This is a genomic window from Kitasatospora hibisci (assembly GCF_043950205.1).
Taxonomy (GTDB): domain Bacteria; phylum Actinomycetota; class Actinomycetes; order Streptomycetales; family Streptomycetaceae; genus Kitasatospora; species Kitasatospora hibisci.
On sequence record NZ_CP171642.1, the window covers coordinates 4,718,304 to 4,740,200 of the forward strand.

Annotated in this window: 19 protein-coding genes; 2 read left to right on the forward strand and 17 right to left on the reverse strand. The window is 71.9% G+C overall.

The features are described 5' to 3' along the window. Positions 1-76: 76 nt before the first annotated feature. The 16 genes from ACF9IK_RS20535 to ACF9IK_RS20610 all read right to left on the reverse strand — a co-directional run bounded on the left by ACF9IK_RS20535 (position 77) and on the right by ACF9IK_RS20610 (position 18,590). Complete coding sequence (locus tag ACF9IK_RS20535; protein WP_395295637.1) at positions 77-2,428, reverse strand: immune inhibitor A domain-containing protein; 2,352 nt, start codon at positions 2,426-2,428, stop codon at positions 77-79. Positions 2,429-2,780: 352 nt separating this feature from the next. After that, positions 2,781-5,300 (reverse strand): ATP-dependent Clp protease ATP-binding subunit, encoded by a 2,520-nt coding sequence (locus ACF9IK_RS20540; protein ID WP_238863651.1) that lies wholly within the window; start codon positions 5,298-5,300, stop codon positions 2,781-2,783. 683 nt (positions 5,301-5,983) lie between these two features. Beyond that, positions 5,984-6,334 carry a histone-like nucleoid-structuring protein Lsr2 gene (locus tag ACF9IK_RS20545; RefSeq protein WP_238863652.1) on the reverse strand — a complete coding sequence of 117 codons (351 nt, stop codon included), beginning with the start codon at positions 6,332-6,334 and terminating at the stop codon, positions 5,984-5,986. Positions 6,335-6,426: 92 nt separating this feature from the next. Then, complete coding sequence (locus ACF9IK_RS20550; protein WP_395295638.1) at positions 6,427-6,963, reverse strand: amino-acid N-acetyltransferase; 537 nt, start codon at positions 6,961-6,963, stop codon at positions 6,427-6,429. Between the two features lie 9 nt (positions 6,964-6,972). After that, complete coding sequence (locus tag ACF9IK_RS20555) at positions 6,973-7,413, reverse strand: BlaI/MecI/CopY family transcriptional regulator (protein ID WP_395295639.1); 441 nt, start codon at positions 7,411-7,413, stop codon at positions 6,973-6,975. A gap of 120 nt (positions 7,414-7,533) precedes the next feature. Continuing rightward, a complete protein-coding gene (locus tag ACF9IK_RS20560; RefSeq protein ID WP_395295640.1) occupies positions 7,534-7,656 on the reverse strand; it encodes a hypothetical protein in 123 nt (40 codons plus the stop codon). A 4-nt stretch (positions 7,657-7,660) separates the two neighbouring features. After that, entirely contained in the window at positions 7,661-9,169 is a 1,509-nt protein-coding gene (gene lysX / locus ACF9IK_RS20565; RefSeq protein WP_428846385.1) for a bifunctional lysylphosphatidylglycerol synthetase/lysine--tRNA ligase LysX, read from the reverse strand. A 226-nt stretch (positions 9,170-9,395) separates the two neighbouring features. After that, a complete protein-coding gene (locus tag ACF9IK_RS20570; protein ID WP_395295642.1) occupies positions 9,396-10,130 on the reverse strand; it encodes a hypothetical protein in 735 nt (244 codons plus the stop codon). A 461-nt stretch (positions 10,131-10,591) separates the two neighbouring features. Further along, complete coding sequence (locus tag ACF9IK_RS20575) at positions 10,592-11,377, reverse strand: type III pantothenate kinase (protein ID WP_238863656.1); 786 nt, start codon at positions 11,375-11,377, stop codon at positions 10,592-10,594. Positions 11,378-11,412: 35 nt separating this feature from the next. Beyond that, the gene (gene nadC, locus ACF9IK_RS20580; RefSeq protein WP_395295643.1) at positions 11,413-12,372 is read right to left on the reverse strand and encodes a carboxylating nicotinate-nucleotide diphosphorylase; all 960 of its coding nucleotides are present in this window, start codon (positions 12,370-12,372) and stop codon (positions 11,413-11,415) included. Between the two features lie 4 nt (positions 12,373-12,376). Next, positions 12,377-14,050, reverse strand: coding sequence for an L-aspartate oxidase (locus tag ACF9IK_RS20585; RefSeq protein WP_395295644.1), 1,674 nt, complete (start codon positions 14,048-14,050; stop codon positions 12,377-12,379). Positions 14,051-14,067: 17 nt separating this feature from the next. Further along, the gene (panD, locus tag ACF9IK_RS20590) at positions 14,068-14,514 is read right to left on the reverse strand and encodes an aspartate 1-decarboxylase (RefSeq protein WP_395295645.1); all 447 of its coding nucleotides are present in this window, start codon (positions 14,512-14,514) and stop codon (positions 14,068-14,070) included. A 121-nt stretch (positions 14,515-14,635) separates the two neighbouring features. Further along, entirely contained in the window at positions 14,636-15,541 is a 906-nt protein-coding gene (gene panC, locus ACF9IK_RS20595) for a pantoate--beta-alanine ligase (RefSeq protein WP_395295646.1), read from the reverse strand. Beyond that, on the reverse strand, positions 15,541-16,398 hold the full coding sequence (locus ACF9IK_RS20600) for a Rossmann-like and DUF2520 domain-containing protein (protein ID WP_395298626.1): 858 nt from the start codon (positions 16,396-16,398) through the stop codon (positions 15,541-15,543). The genes panC and ACF9IK_RS20600 overlap by 1 nt, the downstream gene beginning before the upstream one ends. 234 nt (positions 16,399-16,632) lie before the next feature. Then, entirely contained in the window at positions 16,633-17,322 is a 690-nt protein-coding gene (locus ACF9IK_RS20605; protein ID WP_395295647.1) for a response regulator, read from the reverse strand. Positions 17,323-17,366: 44 nt separating this feature from the next. Then, on the reverse strand, positions 17,367-18,590 hold the full coding sequence (locus ACF9IK_RS20610) for a sensor histidine kinase (protein WP_428846373.1): 1,224 nt from the start codon (positions 18,588-18,590) through the stop codon (positions 17,367-17,369). A gap of 138 nt (positions 18,591-18,728) precedes the next feature. On the opposite strand from ACF9IK_RS20610, the gene ACF9IK_RS20615 reads away from it, so the two are divergent. Further along, a complete protein-coding gene (locus ACF9IK_RS20615) occupies positions 18,729-19,736 on the forward strand; it encodes an SAM-dependent methyltransferase (RefSeq protein ID WP_395298628.1) in 1,008 nt (335 codons plus the stop codon). Continuing rightward, a complete protein-coding gene (locus ACF9IK_RS20620; RefSeq protein WP_395295648.1) occupies positions 19,733-20,902 on the forward strand; it encodes an NADH-quinone oxidoreductase subunit D in 1,170 nt (389 codons plus the stop codon). Before ACF9IK_RS20615 ends, ACF9IK_RS20620 begins: the two co-directional genes overlap by 4 nt. Before the next feature lie 45 nt (positions 20,903-20,947). Here ACF9IK_RS20620 and ACF9IK_RS20625 read toward each other — a convergent pair whose 3' ends face one another. Further along, complete coding sequence (locus tag ACF9IK_RS20625) at positions 20,948-21,760, reverse strand: hypothetical protein (RefSeq protein ID WP_395298629.1); 813 nt, start codon at positions 21,758-21,760, stop codon at positions 20,948-20,950. Positions 21,761-21,897: the final 137 nt, after the last annotated feature.

Below are 21,897 nucleotides of genomic sequence, written 5' to 3' on the forward strand. Positions count from 1 at the left end.
CCCGCGGGTGCGGGGGCGGGCCGGACGGTGCATCAGAGGCGCCTGGTCAGAGGCTGATCGTCACTGCTCGGTTCGATCAGTTGTCGACCGGACGGACCCGGATCCAGGTCTCCAGGTAGTTCGAGGACTCGTTCTCGACCTCGATGCTGGTGCCCGTCTTCGGGACGATGACGCTGCTGTACGGGTTGTCCTTCGACCAGTACGACTTCAGGTCGCTGAACTCGTCGATGCCCTTGGCCTTCGGGACGATGGTCTCGACGCCGTTCTTGTGCAGCGACAGGCCGTCGACCCGGCGCGAGCCGAAGGTCGAGTCGTAGCCCTGGATGCGCGAGCGCATCAGGCTGCCGTCGGACCACTTCATCGGGGTCGGGTGCGAGTCGATCGGGAGGACCAGACCCGAGCCCGGGTGGTTGGTGACGTTGTTGTCGCTCTGCGACTCGTCCCACAGCCAGATCAGCAGACCGGCCTGGTAGGGGTAGTGCTCCACCCAGCTCGGCTTGGCGGCGCCGAAGCCGAAGTTGTACGGGCCGACCTGGAGGGTCCGGTCGTACGAGACGTACTGGCGGTTCTCGGCGATGTAGTACTGGTTGTAGTCGTTCGAGAACTTGCCGGTGATCCGGGAGAAGCCGTTGGCGGTCCAGCCGTTGTCACCGTTCTCGGCGCCGTCGGTGAAGACGGTGGCGCCGTCGGCGGTGATGGCGACGTCGTCCAGGGCCAGGCCCTTGAGGTGCAGACCGCCGTCGGTGGTGTAGTGGAAGCGGACCTTGACGGCCTTGCCGGCGTAGGCGTCCAGCGAGTAGGCCAGGTCGCCCCACTGACCGCCGGAGTTGCCGGTCAGACCGGCCTTGTCGGCGGCGTTCTTCGGGATGGCGACGCCGTTGAAGGTGCCTTCCAGGGCGGTCCAGTTGGCGCCGCCGTCGGTCGAGACCTCGGCGTAGCCGTAGTCGAAGTCCTGCTCGATGTCGTACCAGGCCTTCGCCTTGAGCGAGGCCGAGGTCTTGCCGGTCAGGTCGACGTCACGGGTCAGCGAGACGTTCAGGTCGTCGGCGCTGCCGCTCCACCACTCGTTCGCACCGGCGAACGGGGTGTTGATCTCGGTGGTGACGGTCTTCTTCGGCAGGTCGACGACCAGCGCCTGCGGCAGCTTGGTGTTGAACTCGACCGGGCCGATGTGGTGGGTCGACTCGGTGCCGGCCTTGGCCTTGTCGAACTTCAGCCAGCCGAGCTTGAGCTTGCTCCAGGCGTCGAGGTCGTTCGGCATGTCGCCGATCGAGTTCTTGCCCTCGCCCAGCCAGGAGCCGGAGGACATCAGCGACCAGAAGCCGACCGAGTTGTCGATCCCGCTGCCCGAGGTGTCGTAGAGGTCCGGCAGACCGAGGTCGTGGCCGTACTCGTGGGCGAAGACACCGAGGCCGCCGTTCTCGGGCTGCATGGTGTAGTCGCCGATCCAGATGCCGGTGTCGCCGACCGGGGTGCCGCCGAGCAGGTTGCCGGTCGGGCCGGTCGAACCCTGCTGGGAGCCGTAGACGTACGAGCGGTGGGCCCAGAGCGCGTCGCTGCCCTGCTTGCCGCCGCCGGCCGACTGGTCCTCACCGGCGTGCACGATCTGGAAGTGGTCGATGTAACCGTCGGGCTCGTTGAAGTTGCCGTCGTGGTCGTAGTCGTACCGGTCCCACTGGTCGTACTGCGCGATGGTGGCCTTGATCTGAGCGTCCGTCTGGCCCTTGGCCTTCTGGTCGGCGACCCAGGCGTTGATGCCGTCGCGGATGAGGTCCTGCGCGTTGGCGCAGACGTGCTGGCCGCAGTAGTCCGAGCCGTAGCGGGCCTCGTTCCACGGCACCTTGACCCAGTCGGTGACCTGGCCGTCGACCGAGTAGCGACCCGAGGACTGCTTCTCGTAGTAGGTCTTCAGCGAGTCCTGGGTCTTGCTGAAGTACATGTCCTGGTAGTGCTGCTGGTTGTAGTCAGCCTGCCAGAGCGTCGAGTTGTTGGTGGCCGCGTCGGGCTGCTCGATCTGGTTGTGCGCCGGACCGGGGGTGCCGCCGTACTTGACCTTGCCGTCCGGGGTCTTCGTGGTGGTGTCCACCTGGTCGCTGAAGTCGACCAGGATGGTGAAGATCTTGTCCGTGCGCTCGCGGGCCAGCTCGACGTACTTGTCCTTGCCCAGCTTGATGCTGGTGCTGCCGCCGTGCTGCTCGATCTTCGCGGTACCGGCGAGCAACTGCTCGGTGGCGGCCTTCTGCTCGGCCTCGACCTTGGCGGTCAGCGGGCCCGGAATGTTGTGTTCAGTGCTGACCTGAACAGCATCGGCCGGGTCCTGCGGAACCGGAGCGGAACCGGCCGCGACGGCCGTGCCCGGGAGCAGACCCGCGCCGAGCGCGGCTATGACCGCCGTGGCCGAGACGGCCGCAGCGGCTTTCCTGGTCATCTTCAACGTTGTGACGTCCTCCCCAAACCGGACCGGCTCTTGGCCTCCCGGTAAACCAATGAAAGACAGGTGGAGGACATTTGATCCAAGCGTGGACGGAAAAGATAGACCTTGACCGTGACATGGCCACAGCGCTATGCTCCGCGACTTCCTATCAGATGACGAGGCGTCAACAGCATTGTCATTAATGCTGACAGTTGAGCCGATCGTATTCGCACGACCCCCTGATGAGGCCTCCGACCTGCGGCTTCGTGGGCAGGATCACAGGTTTCGCGACGTCGCGTAAAACGGTCTGAGCCCCCGGCGCGAACGCCGGGGGCTCAGACCGATTGCTGTTGTCTGTTAAATGTTGCTACTTCGTCAGGTCCGGACCCGACGAGGCGACAGCGGCCGGAGTGTCCGCGACCGCGGACTTCTCCTCACCGCGGAAGGTGAAGGTGGCCTCCTTGCCCTCACCCTCGACATCGACGACCACGATGTGGCCGGCCCGCAGCTCGCCGAAGAGGATCTTCTCGGAGAGGTGGTCCTCGATCTCGCGCTGGATGGTGCGGCGAAGCGGACGGGCGCCCAGGATCGGGTCGTAGCCGCGCTTGGCCAGCAGCTTCTTGGCCTCGACGCTGAGCTCCAGGCCCATGTCCTTGTCCTTGAGCCGCTCGTCCACCTTGGCGATCATCAGGTCGACGATCTGGATGATGTCGTCCTCGGACAGCTGGTGGAAGACCACGATGTCGTCGACGCGGTTCAGGAACTCGGGACGGAAGTGCTGCTTGAGCTCCTCGCCGACCTTCGCCTTCATCCGCTCGTACCCGGTCTGGGTGTCGCCCTGGGCCGCGAAGCCCAGGTTGAAGCCCTTGGAGATGTCCCGGGTGCCGAGGTTGGTCGTCATGATGATGACGGTGTTCTTGAAGTCGACCACGCGGCCCTGGGAATCGGTCAGGCGACCGTCCTCCAGGATCTGCAGCAGCGAGTTGAAGATGTCCGGGTGAGCCTTCTCGACCTCGTCGAAGAGGACGACCGAGAACGGCTTGCGGCGGACCTTCTCGGTCAGCTGGCCGCCCTCCTCGTAGCCCACGTAGCCGGGGGGCGAACCGAAGAGCCGGGAGACGGTGTGCTTCTCGGAGAACTCGGACATGTCGAGCGCGATCAGCGCGTCCTCGTCGCCGAAGAGGAACTCCGCCAGCGTCTTGGAGAGCTCGGTCTTACCGACGCCGGACGGGCCGGCGAAGATGAACGAGCCGCCGGGGCGCTTCGGGTCCTTGAGGCCCGCACGGGTGCGCCGGATGGCCTGGGAGAGCGCCTTGATGGCGTCCTTCTGGCCGATGACGCGCTTGTGCAGCTCGTCCTCCATGCGCAGCAGGCGGGAGGTCTCCTCCTCGGTCAGCTTGAAGACCGGGATGCCGGTCGCGGTGGCCAGGACCTCGGCGATGAGCTCCTCGTTGACCTCCGCGACGACGTCCATGTCGCCGGCCTTCCACTCCTTCTCGCGCTTGGCCTTGGCCTGCAGGAGCTGCTTCTCGTCGTCACGCAGGGACGCGGCCTTCTCGAAGTCCTGCGCGTCGATCGCGCTCTCCTTCTCGCGGCGCACGTCGGCGATCTTCTCGTCGAACTCGCGCAGGTCCGGCGGCGCGGTCATCCGGCGGATGCGCATCCGGGAGCCGGCCTCGTCGATCAGGTCGATCGCCTTGTCCGGGAGGAAGCGGTCGGAGATGTACCGGTCGGCCAGGGTGGCGGCGGCGACCAGGGCGGAGTCCGTGATGGAGACCCGGTGGTGGGCCTCGTAGCGGTCCCGCAGACCCTTGAGGATCTCGATGGTGTGCGGCAGCGAGGGCTCCGCGACCTGGATCGGCTGGAAGCGGCGCTCCAGCGCGGCGTCCTTCTCCAGGTGCTTGCGGTACTCGTCCAGGGTGGTGGCACCGATGGTCTGCAGCTCGCCGCGGGCCAGCATCGGCTTCAGGATGCTGGCGGCGTCGATGGCACCCTCGGCGGCACCCGCACCGACCAGGGTGTGCAGCTCGTCGATGAACAGGATGATGTCGCCGCGGGTGCGGATCTCCTTGAGCACCTTCTTCAGGCGCTCCTCGAAGTCGCCGCGGTAGCGCGAGCCGGCCACCAGGGCGCCGAGGTCCAGCGTGTAGAGCTGCTTGTCCTTGAGCGTCTCCGGGACCTCGCCCTTGACGATCGCCTGGGCCAGGCCCTCGACCACGGCGGTCTTGCCGACGCCCGGCTCACCGATCAGCACGGGGTTGTTCTTGGTGCGGCGGGACAGCACCTGCATGACCCGCTCGATCTCCTTCTCGCGCCCGATCACCGGGTCGAGCTTGGCCTCGCGGGCGGCCTGCGTGAGGTTGCGGCCGAACTGGTCGAGGACCAGGGAGGTGGACGGGGTGCCCTCGGCGGGCCCGCCGGCCGTGGCCGACTCCTTGCCGCCACCGGTCTGGTAGCCGGAGAGCAGCTGGATGACCTGCTGGCGCACCCGGTTGAGGTCGGCGCCCAGCTTCACCAGGACCTGGGCGGCGACGCCCTCGCCCTCGCGGATCAGGCCGAGCAGGATGTGCTCGGTGCCGATGTAGTTGTGGCCGAGCTGCAGGGCCTCCCGGAGCGACAGCTCCAGGACCTTCTTCGCCCGGGGGGTGAAGGGAATGTGACCGGACGGGGCCTGCTGGCCCTGGCCGATGATCTCCTCGACCTGCTGGCGAACGGCCTCAAGAGAAATCCCGAGGCTCTCCAGGGCCTTAGCGGCGACACCCTCACCCTCGTGGATCAGACCCAGGAGGATGTGCTCGGTGCCGATGTAGTTGTGGTTGAGCATCCGGGCTTCTTCCTGAGCCAGGACGACAACCCGCCGCGCGCGGTCGGTGAACCTCTCGAACATCGTTTATCGCTCCTCAGAGCGGTCGGGCAGTTCGGGGTCGGTCCCCGCCCTGTCCTTCCGCATGCTAGTCCCGCTCAGCGGCGCGGCCCACGGATTCACTCCCCGGTACGGGAGCGACATGCTGCGCGACCAGCCGACACCAATCCCAACCTGATGCTGGGAGACGGTGTTCCCACAGGTGGGCCGGATGCACCAGATACCGCTACGCCATCGGCGAACAACGCCGGCCTCGGCGGATCCGGGCGGCCTGCGGTCGGTCGCGCGTACTGCCCCGGTCGGGGTGGTCGGACCCCGTCCACCTGCATTCATACCCGGTATCGGGGCGGTTCTCGCGCAGTTTCCGCGGTGGCGGTGTTCGCCTGGCGAGAAGTCGGCCGGCGGTGACGGCGGTTCAGCTGCGGCCGCTGCGGCCGCTGCGGCCGGTAGGCCGTACCGGTGGTGTCGGCGTTACCGCTCCGTCCCTCCAGCGTTGCACAGCTCGTGACTGTTCCGCCGCCCGAGCCGATGCCCGAGCCGACGGTCGCAGCGGTGCCCGGAGGGGCACCCCCGCCCGGGCCGGCGGCCGCCCGGCCGCGTGCCGCGGGGCGCGGAGGAGACTCCTCCGCGCCCCGTGCGTGTGGCCGGGAGGCCGCGGGACCCCCACTGGGCCCCGCACCCGCTCCGGCGGTCCGCCGGCGCCGGGATCAGGACGCGTTGGCCTTCTCGTAGGCCTCGCGGACGTTGCTCGGCACCCGGCCGCGGTCGTTGACCTCCAGGCCCTGCTCCTTGGCCCACGCGCGGATCTTGGCGGTGTCCGGAGCACTGCCGGACGGCCGCGGAGCCGCGCTGCGGCCCGGGCGGCGGGCGCCGGCCAGCCGGCCGCTCTGCTTGCGGCCCTTCTCCACGTACGGCGCCAGCAGACCACGGAGCTTGTCCGCGTTGGCGCTCTTCAGGTCGATCTCGTAGGCAACGCCGTCGAGCGCGAACGTCACCGTCTCGTCCGCCGAACCACCGTCGAGATCGTCTTCAAGAATGACCTGCACCCTCTGTGCCACGGGCTTCCCTTTCCGCTAAACGACCCATTGCCTAAGGAAAGGAAAGCGCCTTTCCGCGGAAAACACAAACCCCTGCCCCGTCCCGGGGGCGGTCACAGGTGCAGCAGCATGCGCGAGTTGCCCAGAGTGTTGGGCTTCACCCGCTCCAGGTCGAGGAACTCCGCGACACCTTCATCGTACGAGCGGAGAAGTTCTTCATAGACATCCGTAGCGATCGCCGCCGGGTCTGTCGTACCATCATCGGTTTCCTGGAGCTCGCCGATCTCGACGAAACCGTGTTTCGCGAAGAAGGACACCTCGAACGTCAAGCAGAAAATCCGACGGACGCCCAGCCAGCGCGCGGTCTGCAGCAGCTTCTCCAGCAGGAGGTGTCCGACCCCGTGTCCGCGGCAGGACGGATCGACCGCGAGCGTGCGGACCTCGGCGAGGTCCTCCCACATGACGTGCAGTGCTCCGCAGGCCACGACCGCGCCGTTGTCGTCGCGTTCAGCGACCCAGAACTCCTGGACCGACTCGAACAGTGTGACCGTCGGCTTGTCGAGCAGAATGCCGTCGCGCGAGTACGCGTCGATGAGCCCGCGCACCGCCCGCACGTCCGTGGTCCGCGCCCGGCGGATGGTGACCTCCATGCCGGGACGTTATCGCGCCGGCCCCTCCCCGGTCTCCCCGGTATCCGGCGCGGGCCCGGCGGAATCCGCCAACGGCGCCGGATCGGTCGGGAACAGAGCCGCCACCCGCAACGCGTCGCGCAGCGCCTCCCGTTGCTCGGGCGACATCAGGCCGAAGAAGTGCACCAGGGCCGCCGCGGGATTGTCGCTGGTCGCCCACGCGTCGTTCATCAGGGCCGCGGTGTAGGCCTCGCGGGACGAGACCGGTTCATATCGATAGGCCCGCCCGGCGCGCTCCCGGCGCAGCCAGCCCTTTCTGTGGAGCTTGTCCAGGACGGTCATCACCGTGGTGTACGCGATATCGCGTTCCGACTGCAGATCCAGGAGAACCTCGCGAACCGTGACCGGTCGGTTCCACTGCCACACCCGGGTCATGATGGCGTTCTCAAGTTCGCCGAGTTGCCGGACCATAGTGCGGCCAGGATAGGGAGTGAATGGGGCAAATCTTGTGAAGTGCCGCCAAACCGGCGCGCCGCCACCCCCGGGAATCGGGAATGGCGGCGCGCGGCTGCTCGCGGGCGGCTGACGGTGTCAGTCGACCAGGTCCTCCTTGGCCTTCTGGGCTCCGCCCTGGGTGCGGATGATGGCCCGCACCAGGAAGCCGAAGAAGACCGCCATGACCAGCGGCGGGACGATCGCGCTGACGTAGTCCATCAGGTCACTCCTCCTCTGTCTTCTCCGCCGCGGCGGCGGACGCCTTGGGTTCCGGCTTCACCAGCGGGAAGAGCACGGTCTCCCGGATGTTCTTGCCGGTCAGCAGCATGATCAGGCGGTCCACCCCGAGGCCGAGGCCGCCGGTGGGCGGCATGGCGTACTCGAGGGCCCGCAGGAAGTCCTCGTCGAGCTGCATCGCCTCGACGTCGCCGCCGGCCGCCAGCAGGGACTGCGCGGTCAGGCGGGCGCGCTGCTCGACCGGGTCGATCAGCTCGGAGTAGGCGGTGCCGATCTCGGTGCCGAAGATCACCAGGTCCCACTTCTCGGCCACGCCCGGGATCGAGCGGTGCTGGCGGGTCAGCGGGGAGACCTCGGTCGGGTAGTCCTTGATGAAGGTCGGCCGGACGGCGTTCTCCTCCAGGAGGCGCTCGACCATCTCCAGCACGATCTGGCCGTGGCCCCACTCCTTCTCGAAGGGGATGCCGTGCTCGGCGGCCAGCTTGCGGAGCTCCTCGACGCCGGTCTCCGGGGTGACCTCGGTGCCCAGGTGCTCGGAGATGCCCGGGTAGACGCTGACCTCGGCCCACGGCTCGGCCAGGTCGATCTCGTGCTCCACGCCGTGCGGGTCCAGCCCCTTGATCACCGTGGTGCCCAGCGCGTCCCGGGCGGCGTTGATGATGGTGGCCCGGATCAGCTCGGCCTGGGTGTCGTAGTCGCCGTAGGCCTCGTACGACTCCAGCGAGGTGAACTCCGGGTTGTGGGTGGAGTCCGCACCCTCGTTGCGGAAGTTGCGGTTGATCTCGAAGACCTTCTCCGCGCCGCCGACCACGAGCCGCTTGAGGTAGAGCTCGGGGGCGATCCGCATGAAGAGGTCGATGTCGTACGCGTTGATGTGCGTCTTGAACGGGCGGGCGTTGGCGCCGCCGTGCACCGGCTGCAGCATCGGGGTCTCGACCTCGATGTAGCCGCGCTCCTCGTAGGTGCGGCGGATCGAGCGGACCACCTTGGAGCGCAGGTACAGGATCTCGCGGGCCTCGGGGTTGACGATCAGGTCGACGTACCGCTGGCGGACCCGGGCCTCCGGGTCGGTCAGGCCCTTGTGCTTGTCCGGCAGCGGGCGCAGGCACTTGGCGGTGAGCGCCCAGTCGTCCACCATCACCGACAGCTCGCCGCGGCGGGAGGTGATCACCTCGCCCTCGACGCCGACCTGGTCGCCGAGGTCGATGTCGGACTTCCAGGCCGCCAGTCGCTCCTCGCCCAGCTTGTCCAGGGAGAGCATCACCTGGAGGTCGGCGGTGCCGTCGCGCAGGGTGGCGAAGCAGAGCTTGCCGCCGGTGCGGGAGAGGATCACCCGGCCGGTGATGCCGACCCGCTCGCCGGTCGCGGTGTCCGGCGCCAGGTCCGGGTGCTTGGCACGGAGGTCCGCGATGGTGCTGGTCCGGGGGAATCCGACCGGGTACGGGTCGACACCGGCGGCCCGCAGCCGGTCCAGCTTCTCGCGCCGGACGCGCATCTGCTCGGGAAGGTCGTCGGTCGCGGGGAGGGGGCTCTGATCGCTCACCCCACCAGGGTAGCCAGCCCGTGGTGGTGCTCCGCCACGGGATATCCGTGCCGCGCGCTCCGGCCGGTCGGGGGCGCGGTGGCCGGGCCGCGCGCGGCCCGGCGCCGGGGAACGTCCGAGGGGGAGACCGCGGTGCGGTCTCCCCCTCGGGGTGCGGGCGGGGTGCGGGCGGGTGCGGTCAGCCGGTGCCGGTGGCCAGCTCCAGCTCCTCACCCGCGGCGGGCGGCGCGGGCCGGGCCGGGGGCTTGGGCCGGCGGCCGAACAGCTCGGCCGGGGTGGGCATCCGGTGCGGCCGGGGCGTCGTCGTGGGAGCGGCCTGCTTCGCGGCGGCGGCGGGCTCGGTGCTGCTCATCGGGATCCGTCCTCCAACAGGGGTGGGGAGACTGCTCGGGGGTGCGGCGGGGCTCGGTACGGCGACGAGGTGGCGCTGGCCGGTGGTGAGGGCGAGCCGCTCGCGGACGGCCGCCTCGGCCAGTGCGTGGCAGCGTCCGGCCAGCCGCGAGCGGCGGGACCGTTCGTGCTGGCCGCACGGCTGGCGGGTCAGCCCGCGCAGCGCGGTGAGGTCCTCGGGCCCGGGGAGGTAGCCGTCGGTCACGGCCTCCTCCAGCCGTTCCAGGTACCCGGAGGCGCTGCCGGGCAGCGCCTCCCGGTAGCGGGCGAGGTCGGCGAGCAGGAAGGCGCGGAGTCGGCCGCCCTCCTGGACGGCCTCGTCGATCGCCTCGGTCAGGCGGAGGGCGTCCTGCACGTCCTCGGCCCACAGTTCGGCGCCGGTGCCGTTGAACGGCAGCCGGTCGGGACCCTGGAGGTGGACGGGGACGGCGGGGTGGAGGGCTTGGGCGAGGGCGCGGCGCAGCACGCGGACTTCGTCGGCGCTGAAGGCCATGCCGCCGCGCGATCCGTGTGGCGTAGGCATGCGCTGACACTACGTGAGGAATATCCGATTTGTCGGTAACGTCGCGCCGATGCCCCACGTTTGGCCCGGTGAATGTCCTGTGGACGAAGCGTCCGCCGCCACGGGGGCGCCTGCGTCAGTGGCGGAGGGCTTCGGCCGCCTGGACCCCGGGCTGCGCGGCAGGCCGGGTAGGCGCCGGCCGGCAGGCCGGTGGCGAGGCCGGCGGCCGGCGCGGCGGCCGCCGCCGGCGGGTCCAGGACCGGGGTCCAGGCGCGGGCCACCGCCACCTCCAGCACGGTGAGCACCCCGGGCGAGGTGCCGGGCGGGCCGGGCGAGGCCGACCCGGCGGCGCGGTCCGCCGGCCGCCGGGCGGCGGCCCACCGTGCTCGGCCGCGAACATCGTCGACCGGGCGTCAGATCGCGCGAAGGGCGGGGCGTCCGGCCGTCGGGGGCGGGGCCCGGGAGCGGCCCGCCGCGGCGTGTCAGCTCGGGCGGTTGCGCTCGTAGACCAGGCGCAGGCCGATCAGGGTCAGCCAGGGCTCGTGGACGTCGATGCTGCCGGCCTCGCCGAGCACCAGCGGGGCCAGGCCGCCGGTGGCGATGACCTGGACGTCGTCCGGGTCCTTGGCGAGCTCGCGGGCCATCCGGTCGACCAGGCCGTCGACCTGCCCGGCGAAGCCGTAGAGGATGCCGGACTGCATGCCCTCGACGGTGTTCTTGCCGATCACGTTGCGCGGCCGGGCCAGCTCGATCTTGCGCAGCTGGGCGCCGCGGGCGCCGAGCGCCTCCACCGAGATCTCGATGCCGGGGGAGATCGCCCCGCCGACGTAGTCGCCGCGCGCGTTGATCGCGTCGAAGGTGGTCGCGGTGCCGAAGTCGACCACGATGCACGGGCCGCCGTAGAGGTGGTTGGCGGCCAGCGCGTTGACGATCCGGTCCGCGCCGACCTCCTTGGGGTTGTCCATCAGGACGTGCACCCCCGTCTTCACCCCGGGCTCCACGATCACCGCGGGGACGTCGCCGTAGTAGCGGCGGGTCACCTCGCGGAACTCGTGGAGCACCGAGGGGACGGACGAGCAGATCGCCAGGCCCTCCACCGCGGCCTCGTTGACCGCGGTGTGCGAGCCCATCAGCCCCTGCAGGAGCACCGCCAGCTCGTCGGCCGTGCGGCGCGGATCGGTGGAGATCCGCCAGTGCTCGACCACGTCCTCGCCGTCGAACAGGCCGAGCGTGGTCTGGGTGTTGCCGACGTCGATGGTGAGAAGCATGAGGTGCTTTCTGCGTGAGGGGTGATCAGTACTGATCAGGCGCGCAGGTCCAGGCCGATGTCCAGGATCGGCGAGGAGTGCGTGAGCGCGCCCACGGCCAGGTAGTCGACACCAGTCTGGGCGACCTCGCGCGCGCTGGCCAGGGTCAGGCCGCCGGACGCCTCCAGCTTGGCCCGGCCGGCCACCAGGTCCACGGCCTCCTTCAGCCGGGGGACGGTGAAGTTGTCCAGCAGGATGAGGTCCGCCCCGGCCTCCAGCACCGGCGGGATCTGCTCCAGGGTGTCCACCTCGACCTCGACCGGCAGGTCGGGGTAGGCCGCCCGGACGGCCCGGAACGCCTCGGCGACGCCGCCGGCCGCGACCACGTGGTTGTCCTTCACCAGGGCCGCGTCGGAGAGCGCCATCCGGTGGTTGGCGCCGCCGCCGCAGCGGACCGCGTACTTCTGCAGCGCCCGAAGGCCCGGGGTGGTCTTGCGGGTGTCGCGGACGACGGCGCCGGTGCCGGCCAGGGCGTCGGCCCAGGCCCGGGTGGCGGTGGCGATGCCGGAGAGGTGGCAGAGCAGGTTGAGCGCGCTGCGCTCGGCGGTGAGCAGGTCGCGGGTGCGGCCGCGGACCGAGAGCAGCACCTGGCCGGCCTCGACCCGGTCGCCGTCCCGGACGTGGCGCTCGACCTCGAACTCCTCCTCGCAGACCAGCGAGACGACGGCCTCGGCGATCCGCAGGCCGGCCACCACGCCGCCCTCGCGGGCGGTGAAGTCGGCGGTGGCGACCGCGTCGGCGGGCACGGTGGCGACCGAGGTGACGTCCTCGCCGCCGGCGAGGTCCTCGGCCAGCGCCAGGGTGGCGACGTCCTCGACCTCGACCGGGTCCAGCCCGGCCTCCTCCAGGAGCTCGGCGAGCTGCGGGTCCAGGCCGGTCTCGTAGCCCTCGCCGTCGCCGCAGGCGCAGCCGTCGCCGCAGCCGGCCATCGGGAGTTCCTCGTGGGAGTGGGTCATGGTTCTACTGCTCCTCAGGGGTGCTGACAAGATCGCCGGAGGCGGTGAGGGTGGTGATCAGGTGGCGCTGCCAGCGGGCGTCGTCCCGCTCGGGGAAGTCCTCGCGCCAGTGGCAGCCGCGGGTCTCGTCACGCTGGGCGGCGGCGGCGACCAGGGCGGCGGCGACCAGCAGCAGGTTGGCGGCCTCCCAGGTCTCCACCCGTGGGTCGGCCGGCTTCTCCTCCGCCACGTGCGTGTAGGCCGTCCCGGTGAGCAGCGCGAGCCCGGCGGCGGTGTCGGCCATCGAGGCGGCCGAGCGCAGGACGCCGGCGCCGCGCGACATCAGCCGCTGGATCTCGGCCCGCGCCTCGGGGGCGGGCAGCGGGACCGGGCGGGCGGCGCGTGCCGCGGCCACGTCCACCGCCCGCTCGGGCAGGTCGCCCGCCCGGTGCCGGGCGGCCAGGTCGTCGGCGATCCGCTCGGCGAAGACCAGGCCCTCCAGCAGCGAGTTGGACGCCAGCCGGTTGGCGCCGTGCACGCCGGTGCAGGCGACCTCGCCGCAGGCGTACAGGCCGGGGACGGTGGTGCGCCCGGACAGGTCGGTGCGGATGCCGCCGGAGGCGTAGTGCGCCGCCGGGGCGACCGGGATCGGCTCGGTGACCGGGTCGATGCCGTGCGCGCGGCAGGAGGCGAGGATGGTCGGGAACCGGCGCTCCCACATCTCGGCGCCGAAGTGCCGCCCGTCCAGGTACATGTGCTCGGCGCCCTGGAGCTGCATCTGCCGGGTGATGGCCTTGGCGACGATGTCGCGCGGGGCCAGCTCGGCCAGCTCGTGCTGCCCGAGCATGAAGCGGGTGCCGCCGGCGTCGACCAGGTGCGCGCCCTCGCCGCGGACCGCCTCGGAGACCAGCGGCTGCTGGCCCTCGGCGTCCGGGCCGAGCCAGAGCACGGTCGGGTGGAACTGGACGAACTCCAGGTCGGTGACCTCGGCGCCGGCCCGCAGCGCGAGCGCCACGCCGTCGCCGGTGGATACCGCCGGGTTGGTCGTGGCGGAGAAGACCTGGCCCATGCCGCCGGTGGCGAGCACCACCGCGCGGGCGCGGATGGCACCGACGCCGTCGCGCTGGCCCTCGCCCATCACGTGCAGGGTGAGGCCGGCCGCGTTCCCGTCGGCGTCCGTGAGCAGGTCGAGCACGAGGGCGTGCTCGATCAGCTCGATGCCCGGGTCCGAGCGGACCGCCGAGACCAGGGCGCGGGAGATCTCGGCGCCGGTGGCGTCGCCGCCGGCGTGTGCTATCCGGCGGCGGTGGTGGCCGCCCTCGCGGGTGAGCAGGATCTCGCCCGCGGCGTCGCGGTCGAACGCGGCGCCGGTGGCGATCAGCCGGCGGACGGCGTCCGGGCCCTCGGTGACGAGGGTGCGCACGGCGTCCTCGTCGCAGAGGCCCGCGCCGGCCACCAGGGTGTCGTCCAGGTGCTGCTCGGGGGTGTCGCCCTCGCCCAGGGCGGCGGCGATGCCGCCCTGGGCCCAGCGGGTGGACCCGTCGTCCAGCATCGCCTTGGTGACCACCATGACCCGCAGGCCGGCCCGGCGGGCGTTGAGGGCGACGGTGAGACCGGCCACCCCGGAGCCGACCACGACGACGTCGGTGGCGGTCGTCCAGCCGGGGGCGGGGGCGGTGAGGCGGTGGGTGACGGGCATGTCGGTCAGTGGCTCCTTCAGCGCGCGGCGGTCGTGGCCGCGTCGTGGCCACCGTACGCTCGGTCGCCGCGGAGCAGTCCGGTGCCCTCCCCGGCCTCGGCCGGGTCGCCGCCCGTGCCGGTGATCCGGTTGTGCCCGTCCACGAAGACGACCTTCGGCTCGTAGCCCTTGGCCTCGGCGGTGTCCATCTGCCCGTAGGCGATGAGTATGACGAGGTCGCCGGGGTGGACCAGGCGCGCGGCGGCGCCGTTGATGCCGATCACGCCGGAGCCGCGCGGGCCGGCGATGGTGTAGGTCTCCAGCCGGGCGCCGTTGTTGATGTCGACGATGTGGACCAGCTCGCCGGGGAGCAGGTCCGCGGCGTCGAGCAGGTCCTCGTCCACCGTGACGGAGCCGACGTAGTGCAGGTCGGCCTGGGTCACGGTGGCCCGGTGGATCTTGGACTTGAGCATGGTGCGGAGCATGGGGTCACGCCTCCTGTGAGTGCATGCCTGGAAGGGGAGCTGCCGAACGTGGGCTTGAGCTGTGGACGGGCCCCTGCCGGCCGCCGCCCGGCGGACGATCCGGTGCCCGTCCCCCGTCCGCCTAGCGGCAGATGAGGTGGACGTTGTCGATCAGGCGGGTGGTGCCCACCGTCGCGGCGACGGCCAGCACCGCCTCGCCCTGGAAGTCGTCCGGCGCCTCGGTGAAGTCGTGCGGATCGATCAGGGCGAGGTAGTCAAGGGTGACACCCTCCGCGCCGTCCAGGACCGCCGCAGCGGCCTCGCGCACGGCCTTGGGGCCCTGCGCGGCCACGTCGCGGCCGGCGAACAGCGCCTTGGACAGGGCGAGCGCGTGCGCGCGGTCCTCGGCGGACAGGTAGCGGTTGCGCGAGGACAGCGCCAGGCCGTCCTCCTCGCGGACGGTCGGCACGCCGACCACCTCGACGTCGAAGTCCAGGTCGGCCACCATCCGGCGGACGAGCGCCAGCTGCTGGGCGTCCTTCTCGCCGAAGAGGGCGAAGTCGGGGTCGGTGATGTGCAGCAGCTTGGCGACCACGGTCAGCACGCCGTCGAAGTGGCCCGGCCGGGTGGTGCCCTCGAACCGCTCGCCCATCGGGCCGGCCGCCAGGCGGACCTGAGGCCGACCGTTCGGGTAGACCTCGTCGACGGACGGCGCGAAGACCACGTCGGCGCCGTTCTCCTCGGCCAGCCGGACGTCCTCGTCCAGGCTGCGCGGGTAACGCTCCAGGTCCTCGCCGGCGCCGAACTGCAGCGGGTTGACGAAGACGGTGACCGCGACCCGGCCGTCGCGGCCCACCTGCCGGCGGGCGGCCCGGATCAGCGCGGCGTGGCCCTCGTGGAGCGCGCCCATGGTCATCACGACCGCGTTGTCCACCGGCTGCTCGTCCGGCCAGAACGCGGCCTCGAAGTCGTCGACGGTGTGCGTGACCACGGCCCGGTGGACCTTCGGGGCGCGCTGGGCCTTGCCCGGCTGCTTGCCGCGTGCCATCAGTGGTTCTCCTCGTTCAGTACGTCCAGCAGTGCCGCCGCCGACGCTTCGTCGATCGTCCCGTGCGCGAGCGCCCGCTGGGCGGTGGCGCGGGCCATCGCCCGGTAGGCGGCCGGGATGTCCGGGGACACCGTACTGAGCTGCGCCAGGTGGCGCCGCACGGTTCCCGCGTCGCCCCGGGCGACCGGGCCGGTGAGGGCCGCGTCGCCGGAGCGCAGGCTGTTGTCCAGGGCGGCGCCGAGCAGCGGGCCGAGCAGCCGGCCGGGCTCGCAGACCCCGGCGGTGCGCAGCAGCTCCAGCGCCTGCGCGACCAGGGTGACCAGGTGGTTCGCGCCGTGGGCGAGGGCCGTGTGGTAGAGCGGCCGGACGTCCTCCGGGACCCACTCGGGCTCGCCGCCCATCTCCACCACGAGTGCCTCGGCGACCGGGCGCAGCTCCTCCGGCGCGGTCACCCCGAACGGGCAGCCGGCCAGCCGGGCCAGGTCGACCGAGGTGCCGGTGAAGGTCATCGCGGGGTGCAGGGCCAGCGGCAGCGCCCCGGCCCGGGTGGCGGGCTCCAGGACGGCGACGCCGTGCGCGCCGGAGGTGTGCACGACCAGCTGGCCGGGGCGGACGGCGCCGGTCGAGGCCAGGCCGGCCACCAGGTCGGCCAGCGCGTCGTCCGGGACGGTCAGCAGGACCAGGTCGGCGGCGGCCAGCACCTGCGGCGGGGTGACGACCCGCACGCCGGGCAGCAGCGCCTCGGCACGCCGGCGGGAGGTCGCGGAGACCCCGGAGGCGGCGACCACCCGGTGCCCGGCCAGCTGCAGGGCGGCGCCCAGCGCCGGGCCGACCCGGCCGGTGCCGACCACGCCCACGGCGAGCCGCGCCGGACGGTTGCCCGGGTCGGCCGGGTCGCCGAAGCCGTCGGCGAGCGGGGTGAAGTCGGCGCTGTCGCTTCGCTCGGTCACGGCTCGGCCCTGGTCCTCACTCTCCGTTCCGGTCCTCTTCGGGTACCGGACGCACCGGCCCATTCTACGGCCGGGCCGACGGGCCCCCGGGCGCCCCCGTCGCGGGGCCCAGGCCGGTCCGGAGAACGTTTCGAAGGAACGTCAGTCCGAGGCGCCGGCCCGGATCAGTCCCGCCTCGTAGGCCAGGACGACGGCCTGGACCCGGTCGCGCAGGCCGAGCTTGGCCAGGATCCGGCCGACGTGGGTCTTCACGGTGGCCTCGGAGAGCACCAGCCGGGCGGCGATCTCGCCGTTCGACAGGCCCTGGGCGACCAGCAGGAAGACCTCGCGCTCGCGCTCGGTGAGCGGGCCCAGCGGGTCCGGGCCGGGCAGGTGGTGCGGGGTGGGCAGCACCTCGGCGAAGCGGTCGATCATGCGCCGGGTGGTGGTCGGCGCGACCACCGCGTCCCCGCCGTGCACCGCGCGGATCGCGGCGACCAGCTCGGTCGGCGGCACGTCCTTGAGCAGGAAGCCGCTGGCGCCGGCCTTGAGCGCGGCGAAGGCGTACTCGTCCAGGTCGAAGGTGGTGAGGATGAGCACGTGCGGGGCGTCCGGCAGCGGGCTGCCGTCGTCGGCGAGGCAGATCCGGCGGGTGGCCTGTACGCCGTCCAGCCGGGGCATCCGGACGTCCATCAGGATCACGTCCACGGCCGTGTGCCGCAGCTTCTCCAGGGCCTGCGCGCCGTCGCCGGCCTCGGCGGCGATCTCGATGTCGCCCTGCGACTGCAGGATCATCCGGAAGCCGGTGCGCAGCAGCTCCTGGTCGTCGACGAGCATCACGCGGATGGTCAAGGGGGTCTCCTGGTTCGTGGGGAGCGGCGCGGTTCGGGCGCGGCTCAGTGGGCCGCCTTGAGCGGCAGGACGGCGCGGATCCGGAAGCCGCCGCCGGGGCGGGGCCCGATATCCAGGCTCCCGCTGACCATGCCGACCCGCTCGCGCATGCCGATCAGACCGTGGCCCAGGCCGTCGGTGCCGCCGGCGGCCAGCTGCTCGTCGGTGGTGCCACGGCCGTCGTCCTCGATCAGGACGGCCAGCTCGCGCTCGCCGAAGTCGACCGCGACCCGGGCGTGCACGTCCGGGCCGCCGTGCTTGCGGACGTTGGTCAGCGCCTCCTGGACGATCCGGTAGACGGTCAGCTCGACGCCGCGGGGCAGCTCGCGCGGGGTGCCGGAGGTGGCGAAGTCCACCGGGAGGCCGGCCGTGCGGACCTGCTCCAGCAGCTCGGGGAGCTCCTCGACGCCGGGCTGCGGCACGTACTCCTCGGCGTTGGTGTCGGAGGTGCGCAGGACGCCGAGCAGGCGGCGCATCTCCACCAGCGCCTGACGGCCGGTGGAGGCGATGGTGCCCAGCGCCTCCTTGGCCTGCTGCGGGGAGTTCTCCAGCACGTAGGCGGCGCCGTCGGCCTGGACGATCATGACCGAGACGTTGTGCGCGACCACGTCGTGCAGCTCGCGGGCGATCCGGGCGCGCTCGGCGGCGACCGCCACCTTGGCCTGGGCGTCGCGTTCGCGCTCCAGCCGGGCGGCGCGGTCCTCCAGCTCGACCAGGTAGGCGCGGCGTACCCGGGTGAGCCGGCCCCACGCCCAGCACAGGATGAACGGGGTCGACATCAGGGCGGAGATCAGCAGGAACTCCGCCGTGCTGCGGTGCTGCCCGTGCCAGATGCCCTCGTCGTCGGTGTAGCCGGACGGGAAGCGCGCCAGGGTCAGCGGCCCCGCCAGCAGGCTGCCGGCCAGGCAGAGCCGCGACGTCCAGGCCGTGCCGAAGGCGGCGCCGGTGTAGGCGAAGACCAGGTAGCCGAGGCTGGACGCGGCGACCGGGACGCCGAGTGCGACCTGCAGCAGCCCGACCCCGCCGGCCAGGTAGACGGTGAGGTCCGGCAGCTTGCGGCGGAACACCATCAGCAGCGGGATGACCAGGGCGATGACGTAGTGGACGCCGAGCCGCCAGCCCTCCGCGGAGGTGCTGTCGGGAAGGACGCTGAAGAAGAGCACCAGCGACGCCCAGGCGGAGTCGACCACCATGGGGTGACGGCGGAGCCAGGCGTTGAGTCGATGCACGTCTCAAGCCTAGGCAGTCGCGCAGCGTGTCCAGGTCCGCCGGGAGGGCGATCCGCCCTACTCCCTAGGTCGGAGATCACCTGTCGCCGGTTGGGAGGGCCGCCCCCGGGGCCGGTAGCGTCCCGCTTCGTGGATTGGATGCGGTGGCGGCCCGCCATGGAACAGGCCCTGTACGACCCGGACGGCGGCTTCTACCGCAGGCCGGAGGGGCCGGCCGGGCACTTCCGGACCTCGGTGCACGCCTCCCCGCTGTTCGCCCGCGCGGTGGCCCGGCTCCTGCGCGAGGTCGATACGGCCCTCGGCCGTCCGGAGGAGCTGTCCTTCGTGGACGTCGGGGCCGGCCGCGGCGAGCTGACGGCCGGCGTCCTGGCCGAGCTGCCGGCGGAGGTGCGGGACCGGCTGCGCCCGTACGCGGTGGAGCTGGCGGCCCGGCCGGACGCGCTGCCGGCCGGGGTCCTGTGGACGGACGAGGTGCCGCGCGGCGTCACCGGGCTGCTGTTCGCCAACGAGTGGCTGGACAACGTGCCGCTGGACACCGGCGAGGTCGACGACGACGGGGTGCTGCGCTACGTCGAGGTGGACACCGCGACCGGTGCGGAGCGCCTCGGCGACCGGGTGGCCGCCGCGGACGCGGCCTGGGCCGCCCGCTGGTGGCCGGCCGAACGGCCGGGCGACACCGTGGAGTTCGGCGGCCCCCGGGACGCCGCCTGGGCGCACGCGGTGGCCGGGCTGGAGCGCGGGCTGGCCGTCGCCGTCGACTACGGGCACACCGCCGGGCGCCGCCCGCCGCTCGCCACCCGGGCCGGATTCCGTTCCGGCCGCGAGGTGGCCCCGGTGCCGGACGGCTCCTGCGACGTCACCGCGCACGTGGCGCTGGACTCGATCGCGGCCCCCGCTCTCCACAGCCTGTGGACGACGCAGCGGGACGCGCTGCGCGCCCTCGGGGTGAGCGGCGCCCGCCCGTCGCTGGCGCTGGCCTCCACCGACCCGGTGGCCTACCTGCGGGCGCTCGGCGACGCGGGTGAGGGCGCCGAGCTGACCGATCCGGCAGGTCTGGGCGCCTTCGGCTGGCTCGCGCAGACCGTCCGCATGCCGGTACCGGCGAGCCTGGAGCCCCTGCCGGGATGGCAGACTCTGGGGTCATGAGGGAGACCACGGTCGGCATCGGGGCGGGAGCCGAGAACTTCACGGGCACGGCGGGCAGCACCGACATGGTGCTCAACATCGGCCCGCAGCACCCCGCGACGCACGGCGTGCTGCGGCTGCGGCTGGTGCTGGACGGCGAGCGCATCGTGACCGCGGAGCCGGTGATCGGCTACATGCACCGGGGCGCGGAGAAGCTCTTCGAGGCCCGCGACTACCGGCAGATCATCATGCTGGCCAACCGGCACGACTGGCTCTCGGCCTTCTCCAACGAGCTCGGCGTGGTGCTGGGCGTCGAGCGGATGCTCGGCATGGAGGTGCCGGAGCGGGCGGTCTGGATCCGCACCCTGCTCGCCGAGCTGAACCGGGTGCTCAACCACCTGATGTTCCTCGGCTCCTACCCGCTGGAGCTGGGCGGGATCACCCCGATCTTCCACGCCTTCTCCGGCCGCGAGGACCTCCAGCACGTGCTGGAGGAGGCCTCCGGCGGCCGGATGCACTACATGTTCAACCGGGTCGGCGGCCTCAAGGAGGACCTGCCGGCCGGCTGGCTCGGCCGGGTCCGCGCGGCGGTCGCCGTCGTCCGCTCCCAGCTGCCGGTCTTCGAGGACCTCGTCCTCGGCAACGAGATCTTCCGCGCCCGCACCGCCGGCGTCGGCGTGCTCACCGAGGAGCACGCCGAGGCGTACGGCGTCAGCGGCCCGATCGCGCGTGCCAGCGGGCTCGACTTCGACCTGCGCCGCGACGAGCCCTACCTGGCCTACGGCTCGGACGAGCTGCGCTCGGTGCTGACCGTGGTCACCCGCGAGGAGGGCGACTGCCTGGCCCGGTTCGAGTGCCTGCTGGAGCAGACGGTCAACTCGCTGGACCTCGCCGACGCCTGCCTCGACAAGCTCGCCACGCTGCCGCCCGGCCCGGTCAACCTGCGGCTGCCCAAGGTGCTCAAGGCACCCGAGGGCAGCACCTACGCCTGGACCGAGAACCCGCTCGGGGTCAACGGCTACTACCTGGTGTCGCGCGGGGACAAGACGCCCTGGCGGCTCAAGCTCCGCTCGGCGTCGTTCAACAACATCCAGGCGCTGACCGAGCTGCTGCCCGGCACCCTGGTCGCCGACATGGTGGCGATCCTCGGCTCGATGTTCTTCGTCGTCGGCGACATCGACAAGTAGCGGGCCGGGCCGCGCCGCCGGTGCCCGGCGGCGCTCCCGGAGCGGTCACTTCGCCTTCCGGTCGGCCTTCTTCGCCGGGTCGGCCGGGTGCGGGGCGAACCTGCGGTCGCCCTTGGCGGCGATCCGCTGCTCGCAGAGGCCCACCAGCACCTCGTACGCCGCCGCGCCCATCAGCTCGGTGAGTTCGGGGCGGTAGCTGACGTAGACCGGATCGGCGCCCTGGTGCGCCTCCGGGCTGCCGGTGCACCACCAGTGCAGGTCGTGACCGCCCGGACCCCAGCCCCGGCGGTCGTACTCGCCGATGGTGACCTGGAGGTAGCGGGTGTCGTCCGGGCGGTCGATCCAGTCGTAGGTGCGGCGGATCGGCAGCTGCCAGCAGACGTCCGGCTTCGTCTCCAGCGGCTCCCGGCCCTCCCTGAGCGCCAGTGCGTGCAGCGCACAGCCCGCGCCGCCGGCGAAGCCGGGGCTGTTCACGAAGATGCAGGCGCCGCCCACCCGGCGGGTCTGCCGGTCGCCGTCCTCGTCGAGCATGGTGATGCCGCCGTCGGTCCTGATCCGGCCCCCGGCGTCGGTGCCGTGCGTGAAGTTCTCCCAGAGCTCGGGGGTGAGCCGGGCGGCGTGGCCGGTCACCCGCTGCTCGTCCTCCTCGTCCGAGTAGTGCGCGCCGAGCGTGCAGCAGCCGTCCGACTCGCCCCGGCCCTCGCGGATGCCGTGGCAGCCCTGGCCGAAGATGCACGACCACCGGGAGGTCAGCCAGGTGAGGTCGCAGCGGAAGGCCTGCTCCTCGTCGTCGGGGTCGGTGAACTCGACCCAGGCGCGCGGGAAGTCGAGCGGGACCTCGGTGCGCAGGGTGGGCATGGCGAGGTCGACCGCGGTGGAACCGGCCTTGGACTTCTTCTTGGACGTTTCTGCTGCTGCCACCCGGCAAGGGTAGAGCCTCGGCGGAGGTGCGAACCGCCCGTGGCGTGGGCATTTGCGGCGATTTCACCGGGTGG